Source organism: Streptomyces sp. CRN 30, assembly GCF_034105845.1.
In genome coordinates this window covers 1-7,125 of the sequence record NZ_JAVRHI010000556.1, presented here as the reverse complement: position 1 = coordinate 7,125, position 7,125 = coordinate 1, and the positions used below count along the sequence as shown (strand labels likewise).

7 protein-coding genes and 1 pseudogene are annotated in these 7,125 nt (G+C 74.9%); 2 read left to right on the top strand and 6 right to left on the bottom strand.

Annotated features, from left to right (window positions below; genetic code table 11):
• Positions 1-605, bottom strand: a 605-nt coding sequence (locus tag UW392_RS64705) for a thiamine pyrophosphate-binding protein (protein ID WP_320784837.1), incomplete at its 3' end; no start/stop codon positions are given.
• A 217-nt stretch (positions 606-822) separates the two neighbouring features.
• Positions 823-1,248 (bottom strand): PPOX class F420-dependent oxidoreductase, encoded by a 426-nt coding sequence (locus UW392_RS64700; RefSeq protein WP_320784836.1) that lies wholly within the window; start codon positions 1,246-1,248, stop codon positions 823-825.
• Positions 1,249-1,546: 298 nt separating this feature from the next.
• Between UW392_RS64700 and UW392_RS64695 the strand changes: the two genes are divergently transcribed.
• A complete protein-coding gene (locus UW392_RS64695; RefSeq protein ID WP_320784835.1) occupies positions 1,547-2,773 on the top strand; it encodes a serine hydrolase domain-containing protein in 1,227 nt (408 codons plus the stop codon).
• Positions 2,774-2,817: 44 nt separating this feature from the next.
• On the opposite strand, the gene ribA is transcribed toward UW392_RS64695, so the two are convergent.
• A complete protein-coding gene (ribA, locus tag UW392_RS64690) occupies positions 2,818-3,483 on the bottom strand; it encodes a GTP cyclohydrolase II (protein ID WP_320784834.1) in 666 nt (221 codons plus the stop codon).
• A 48-nt stretch (positions 3,484-3,531) separates the two neighbouring features.
• Between ribA and UW392_RS64685 the strand changes: the two genes are divergently transcribed.
• The gene (locus tag UW392_RS64685) at positions 3,532-4,356 is read left to right on the top strand and encodes a creatininase family protein (RefSeq protein ID WP_414497801.1); all 825 of its coding nucleotides are present in this window, start codon (positions 3,532-3,534) and stop codon (positions 4,354-4,356) included.
• Positions 4,357-4,421: 65 nt separating this feature from the next.
• Here the strand turns inward: UW392_RS64685 and UW392_RS64680 are convergent.
• From UW392_RS64680 to UW392_RS64670, 3 genes and pseudogenes are all read right to left on the bottom strand, one after another.
• Positions 4,422-5,318 (bottom strand): annotated as a pseudogene (locus UW392_RS64680) (lysylphosphatidylglycerol synthase transmembrane domain-containing protein); the annotation flags it as partial.
• A 107-nt stretch (positions 5,319-5,425) separates the two neighbouring features.
• Positions 5,426-6,262 (bottom strand): methyltransferase domain-containing protein, encoded by an 837-nt coding sequence (locus UW392_RS64675; RefSeq protein ID WP_320784838.1) that lies wholly within the window; start codon positions 6,260-6,262, stop codon positions 5,426-5,428.
• A gap of 62 nt (positions 6,263-6,324) precedes the next feature.
• Positions 6,325-7,125 (bottom strand): glycosyltransferase family 4 protein (locus UW392_RS64670; RefSeq protein ID WP_320784832.1); only part of this gene is annotated, 801 nt, incomplete at its 5' end.

Sequence of the window (7,125 nt, the reverse complement as noted above, 5' to 3'; positions counted from 1 at the left end):
GCGGCGGGGCCGCCGGAGCGCAGCGCCTCCCCGGCCGCGCGCACGGCGTCGTCGGAGACGGCCCCCTGCCGGGGCGCCGCCACCGCCACCTCGCCCTTCACCGCCTCGGACCAGGACACGTCGGCGGGCACCACCAGGCTCGCCACCCCGCCCGGCGGCCCGTACGCGGCGCTCACGGCGTCCGAGACGTCCGCGGCCAGGCCGGTGGCGGAATACACGCGCCGGGTCCACACGGACACCGTGCGGGTCAGCGCGGTGATGTCGGACTCCAGCGGCGCGTCGAGGCGCTTGTGGTACAGGGCGTGGTCGCCGACGAGGCTGACGACGGGGGTGCCGGCGCGGCGGGCGTTGTGCAGGTTGGCCAGGCCGTTCGCGAGCCCCGGGCCGAGGTGCAGCAGGGTGCAGGCCGGCCGGTCCGCCATGCGTCCGTAGCCGTCGGCCGCGCCCGTGGCCACGCCCTCGAAGAGGCACAGGACGGCACGCATCCGTGGTACGTCCTCCAGGGCCGCCACGAAGTGCAGTTCCGAGGTGCCGGGGTTGGCGAAGCACGTGTCGACGCCGGCGTCCACGAGGCTTTCGAGGAGGACGTGCGCTCCGTTGGGCATGAGGTCCCGCCTTCGCGATCGAGGTGCCCGGGACTGATCGTCCGGGGTGCGCGCGGGTTGCCAGTCTCGTGAGGTTCGGGGTGGGGCGGCAGCCTGGATTTCGGTCAGCGTGCCGACTCGGCGCGGCGGACGCCCGGGGTGGACGCCGACATGGTGGCCGTGCTCCACGCGCCCGAGGCCCGCACGGACGGCGCCCTGGGACGCGCGCCGCGGTCACTCAGCGCCGCGGAACCCCGTACGCGCGCTCCACCCGGATCCGCAGCACGAGCCGCCGGTCCCGGACCATCGCCGCGCGGAAGTCGTCCCAGTCGGGGTGCTCCCCCTGGACGTCGCGGTAGAGCCGGACCAGTTCCTCGACGGTCGCGTCGTACGGATGGCCGGCCACCGGCGTCAGTTCGGCGGTGCCCTCGGCGACGGTGTAGGCCCACCGGTCGGCGCTGGTCACGTGGTACGACACCCGCGGGTCCCGGCGCACGTTGCGGGTCTTGGCCCGGGTGTCCGTGACGGAGACGCGCAGGACGCGCTCGTCCGTGTCGTACGCGTGGGTGACGTTCGAGAGCTGCGGCCGGCCGTCGGCCTTGATCGTGGTCAGCACTCCCCCGTCGTACTCGGTCAGCAGCGCCAGCAGTGCGTTCTCGGTCATGCCCGCTCAACGACCTTGCCCGGCGGGGCGTTCCCCCTCCGCGGGGTTCGGCCCGGCACTGGGGCCATGACCGTGGTCGCCCTGTCAGGCGGGCCGGGAGGGCCAGGGGGATCGGGCGGACCGGGCCGGGCTCCGCGCTGACGGTACTGGCGTGCGCGGCGGCGCCCGGCGGTCCCTTCTGCGTCCGGTCGCCGGAAGCGGACGGTCCGCCCGGGACTGGGGCGCGTTCCGCGGGGGATCCCACAGGGGAGGGACGTACTTGAGCAAGGGGCGGAACGGCTCCACACCGGGAGAACCCATGGCACGACTGCGACAGGAGATCGAACCGGACGAGGCCGGTCTCGATCCGGAGGCCCTGGCCCGGCTGGACCGGCACTTCGCGCATCTGGTCGACGAGGGCCGCCTGCCCGGCTACCTGGTCGCGGTGGCCCGGCACGGCCGCGTCGCCCACCTCACGACGTACGGCCACCGCGACCGCGAGGCCGGGCTCGGGGTCGGCGACGACACCGTGTGGCGGATCTACTCGATGACGAAGCCCGTCACGTCGGTGGCCGCGCTGATGCTGGTGGAGGAGGGGCGGCTCGCCCTGACGGACCCGGTGTCGCGGTACCTCCCCGCCTTCGCGGAAATGCGGGTGTACGAGTCGGGTACCGGTGACGACGTCCGTACCCGGCCCGTCGAGCAGCCGGTCCTGGTCCGCCACCTGATGACCCACACCTCGGGACTGACCTTCGGCTTCTACCACTCCCACCCGGTGGACGCGCTCTACCGCGAGGCCGGTCTGGACAGCTCGGTCCTGCCGGGCACGGACCTGGCGGCGACGTGCGCGGCGTACGCGCGCCTGCCGCTCCAGTTCGAACCGGGTACGCGGTGGAACTACTCGGTGGCGTCCAACGTCCTGGGGCGGGTCGTCGAGGTCGCCTCGGGGCAGGACCTCGACGCGTTCCTCGCGGAGCGGGTCCTCCGGCCGCTGGGCATGACGGACACGGGTTTCGAGGTCACGGACGAACAGGCGGGCCGGCTGGCCGAGTTGTACGGGGAGACCGACGACGGCGGCATCACCCCGATCCCCGGCCTGCCGCTGCACGGCCGCCCGCGGCTGCTGTCCGGCAGCGGCGGCCTGGTGGCCACGGCACATGACTACCACCGCTTCATGGAGTTCCTGCGCCGCCGCGGCGAACTCGACGGCACCCGCCTGCTCTCCGCCGAGTCCGTCACCGCGATGACCGCCAACCACCTGCCGGGCGACGCCGATCTGCGCACCTGCGGCAGCCCGGCCCACCGCGTCCCCGGCAACGCGGGCGTCGGCTTCGGACTCGGCGTCTCCGTCGTCGTCGACCCCGAGGTGACCGAGACGCCCTCCGCCCTGGGCACGTTCGGCTGGAGCGGCGTCGCCACCACCACCTTCTGGGTCGACCCGCGACGGGACCTGACGGTCCAGTTCATGACCCAGGTCCGGCCGGCGTCCTCCAACGCCTTCTTCCCCGAGCTGCGGCGGCTGGTGCACGAGGCGGTGGTGGACTGAGCGGGGCGGGGACCGGTACCCCCGGGCAGCGGGAACGGGACTCCTCAGGAGGAGTTGACCACCGCGTCCAGGTGGGGCAGGTGGTGGTCGAGGCGCTCCCGCTTGGTGCGCAGGTAGGTGATGTTGTCCTCGCACGGCGGGATCAGCAGGGGCACCTGCTCGGAGACCCGGACGCCGTGCCGCAGCAGCGCCTCGCGCTTGCGCGGGTTGTTGGACATCAGCCGCACCGAGCGGACGCCCAGGTCGTGCAGCATCTCCGCCGCGACGCGGTAGTCGCGGGCGTCCACCGGCAGGCCGAGCGCGAGGTTGGCCTCCACCGTGTCGAGGCCCTCCGCCTGGAGCTTCATCGCCCGCAGCTTGGCGAGCAGACCGATGCCGCGGCCCTCGTGCCCGCGCAGGTAGACCAGGACGCCGCGGCCCTCGGCCACGATCGCCCGGAGCGCGCCGTCGAGCTGGTCGCCGCACTCGCAGTGCTGGGAGCCGAAGGCGTCCCCGGTCAGGCACTCCGAGTGCAGCCGGGTGAGTATGTCCTCCCCCGAGGCGGCACCGATGTCGCCGTACACGAGCGCCACCTGTTCCTCGCCGCGGTCCCGGTCCAGGTAACCGACGGCCTCGAAGGCTCCGTAGACGGTGGGCAGGGGCGCGCTGACCACGCGTACGGCGCCGGAGGACTGCGCCTGCGCGCCGAGTACGTCAACAGTGTCTGTCATGATCTGGTTCCTATCTTGGTGAGCGTGAGCGCGAAAGGCCGGGAACACATGAGCAGTTCGGGATCGCAGGCGGGTCACGTCCCGGGACGGGCGCCGGCGGGGCAGCCGGTGACAGGGGCCCCGGTCCTGCCGCTGGACACCTCCGAGGACGTACGGGTGCGGGCGGCGGGCGCGGACGTGCAGGTCGCCGTGTTGCCCGTCGGCAGCTACGAACAGCACGGCCCGTACCTGCCGCTCGCCACCGACACGCTCGTCGCCTGCGCCATAGCGCGGGAGGTGGCCGCCGCGTACCCGGTGCACCTGCTGCCGCCGGTGACCGTCTCGTGCTCGCACGAGCACGCGGCCTGGCCCGGTACGGTCAGCGTCTCCGCCACGACCCTGTACGCCGTCGTCCGGGACATGGCGGCCTCGCTGCGCCGGTCCGGGGTCGAGGCGCTGGTGGTGGTCAACGGACACGGCGGGAACTACGTGCTCGGGAACGTGGTGCAGGAAGCCACCGCCGAGGGACACCGCACGGCCCTCTTCCCGGCGGCCGAGGACTGGGACGCCGCCCGGGAGCGGGCGGGCGTGGAGACCTCGCTGCTCAGCGACATGCACGCGGGGGAGATGGAGACTTCTATCCTGCTGCATTGCCACCCCGAACTGGTCCGGCCCGGTCACGAGACCACCGACCTCCTCGCCGACGACCGACGTCATCTCCTCTCCCTCGGTATGTCGGCCTACACCGGGTCCGGTGTCATCGGCCGTCCCTCGCTCGCCACCGCCGGGAAGGGGAAGGAACTGCTGGCGGGGCTGGTGGAGGCGTTCGGCGCGTACTTCTCGGTGGTCACCTCTACGGCCCCGGACGCGGGGGGAGTCACGCCGCCGTCCTGACCCCGCGGGCGCGCCCGCGGGGCGGCGTACCGGCGCGCGACGAGGACACCGATGCCGGGCAGCGCGGCCACGAGGCTGAGCACCCCGTACACCACCGCCACGGTCAGCCCCTGGGAGGCGCCGAGCCCCGCCGCGCCGAACGACCAGGCGGTGACGCCCTCCCGGGGACCCCAGCCGCCCACGTTCAGCGGCACGCTCATCGCGAGCAGGGCCAGCAGGGCGAGGGGCACCAACTCGGAGGCGGAGGCCGCCGACCCGGCGACCCGGGCGGCCAGCAGGAACATCACGACGTGCCCGGCCAGGACCAGGAGGGACGACAGCAGGACGCCCGGCCGACTCGCGCGGGAGAACAGCGCCGCGCGCGCCTCGGCGAGCAGGGCCCGCAGCGCACGGCCCCGGCGTACGGGACGTGGCGTCCGCCCCATCCGAACCGCCGCCACGATCGCGAGCCCGCCCAGCGCGCCGAGCCCGAGCACCGCGGTCCCGTACCGCGTCTGGGCCAGCACCGGGGACGGCAGCGTCAGCAGGACCGTCACGCCGACCACGGCGAGGACGACCTGGCCCGCGGCCCGCTCCAGGACGACGGCCCGTACGCCGCGCCCCATGTCCCCGGCGTCCCGCCCGTGCCGCACCGCGCGGTGCACGTCGCCGAGGATGCCACCGGGCAGGGCCGCGTTGAGGAAGAGGGCCCGGTAGTAGTCCGCGACGGCCGGGCCCAGCGGCAGCCGGATGCCCAGTCCGCGCGCCACGACGCGCCAGCGCCACGCGCTGCACACCGTGGTGACGGCACCGATGCCGACCGCCGCCACCAGGGACACGGCGTCGATCCGCCGCAGCCCGTCGAGGAAGACACCCGTGCCGAGCCGCCACAGCAGCACCCCCATGATGGCGGTGCCGACCAAGGTGCCGAGGTGGGGGCGGACGGCACGAGCGAACGTGCGCGGGCTCGGGTCCGCGTCCATGTCCGTGTCCGTGTCCGAGGGGCTCACGGCTGCGTGCGAGAGGCTCGCGTCCGAGAGGCTCGCGTCCGAGGGCGTGGTGTACCCGGCCCTCTCCCCCACCGGCGCGTTCACGAGACCGTGCCCGTCGCCGGCGGCCCGGGCAGCACGAGGACGTCGCAGTGGTGGACGACCGCCCGCAGCTCACCGGCGCGGCACGCCCGCAGCCGCTCCACCAGGTACGCGTCCGCACGGTCCACGAGGTCAGGGCGCTGCTCGCACGCCGCGCCGACCCAGCCGCACAGCCACTCCTCCGTCAGCTCCGCCTCCCGGGGCCCGAGCCGCCAGGGACTCGGCTGCACCCGGACGGTCGCCCCCCGCCGGGAGAAGGCGTCGCAGGCCGCGTCGACCGCTTCGGGGCCCAGCAGTCCGCCCCGCCGCTGGTGCGCGTTGAAGGCGTCGCCGAGCTCGGCGTCCAGGGGGTGCTCCGGGGTCAACTCCACCCGCCCGGCGACGGACAGCGTGAGCAGGACCGGACAGCCGGCGTCCGTGCAGGCCGCGGCGAGCGCGTCGACCTCCTCAACGGTGAGCACGTCCAGCAGCGCGGAGGCGGTGACGAGCGCCGCGTCCACCAGATCGGCGCCGGTCAGGCGCCCGATTTCACCGCGCCGCGCGGTGACGGTGACGGGACTCCCGTCGGCCGCGGCACGCGGCGCGCGGTCGGCCGCCAGCCGCAGCAGTCCTGGGTCGTGGTCGTGCAGCACCCAGCGCTGGGCGCCCTCCAGGCGGGGCGCGAGCCAGCGGCCCATCGAGCCCGTACCGCAGCCGAGGTCGTGGACGACCAGCTCCGCCGCCCCGCCGGACGCGTGCGCGAGCCGGGCGCGCAGCGGATCGAGGAGAGAGTCGGCCCGGGCGTCGGCGTCGGCGCCCTCGCGCAGCTCCAGCCATTGGGGGGCGTACTGGTGCACGTCGGACGCGCCTCCCGTGGTCGTAGCAGCGGTGGTGGTGGAAGACGTGGTCGTGGTCACCCTCAAGCCGCCTTCCGTGGTTCGTGGCGCAGCCGTCCCAGCACACCGGCGAGGCTGCGGGCCGTGGTCGCCCACCCGTCGAGCGCCGCCCGGCGGCCGCGGGCCGCGGCCTTGAGCCGGCGCCGTACGTCGACCTCGCCGAACCAGCCGCGCAGCTCCGCCGCGATCGCCGCGGGGTCCTCCGGCGGTACGAGGATGCCGGGCACCCCGCCGTCCGGTGCGCGCCCGACGGCCTCGGGCAGCCCGCCGACGTCGGTGGCGAGGACCGGGATGCCGCGGGCGAGTGCCTCGGTGACGGCCATGCCGTACGTCTCCGCGTACGAGGTGAGGACCATCAGGTCGGCGGCGGCGTAGCTGGCGTCGAGCGCGGCGCCGGCCTGCGCCCCCGCCAGGTGCACCCGGTCCTCCAGCCCGTGCCGCGCGATCAGCGCACGGAGGTGGGCGACGTACTCGGGCTCCTGTTCGAGCCCGCCCACCAGGACGCAGCTCCAGGGCAGTTCGGTGACGCCGGCCAGCGCCTCCACCAGCCGGTGCTGCCCCTTGCGCGGGGTCACCGCGGCCACGCACAGCAGCCGGGAGACCCCGTCGGTGCCGGAGGCGAGGGGCGCGATGTCGGCGCCGGGAGCGGCCACGTGCACCCGCTCGGGGGCCAGCCCGTGGTGGGACACGAGGCGCCGTACCGCCCAGTCGCTGGTCGCGATCACGGCGGGCACGGCACGCAGCACCGCACGCTCCGCGGCGTCGAGCCGGGCGGCGACCTCGGGGTCGAGACCCCGCTCGTCGCCGAGCGGCAGGTGCACCAG

Bases quoted from the DNA above. Each gene is read 5' to 3' on its own strand.
- UW392_RS64695 (WP_320784835.1), top strand. From the start codon at position 1,547: ATGGCACGACTGCGACAGGAGATCGAACCGGACGAGGCCGGTCTCGAT.
- UW392_RS64700 (WP_320784836.1), bottom strand. From the start codon at position 1,248: ATGACCGAGAACGCACTGCTGGCGCTGCTGACCGAGTACGACGGGGGA.
- UW392_RS64685 (WP_414497801.1), top strand. From the start codon at position 3,532: ATGAGCAGTTCGGGATCGCAGGCGGGTCACGTCCCGGGACGGGCGCCG.
- ribA (WP_320784834.1), bottom strand. From the start codon at position 3,483: ATGACAGACACTGTTGACGTACTCGGCGCGCAGGCGCAGTCCTCCGGC.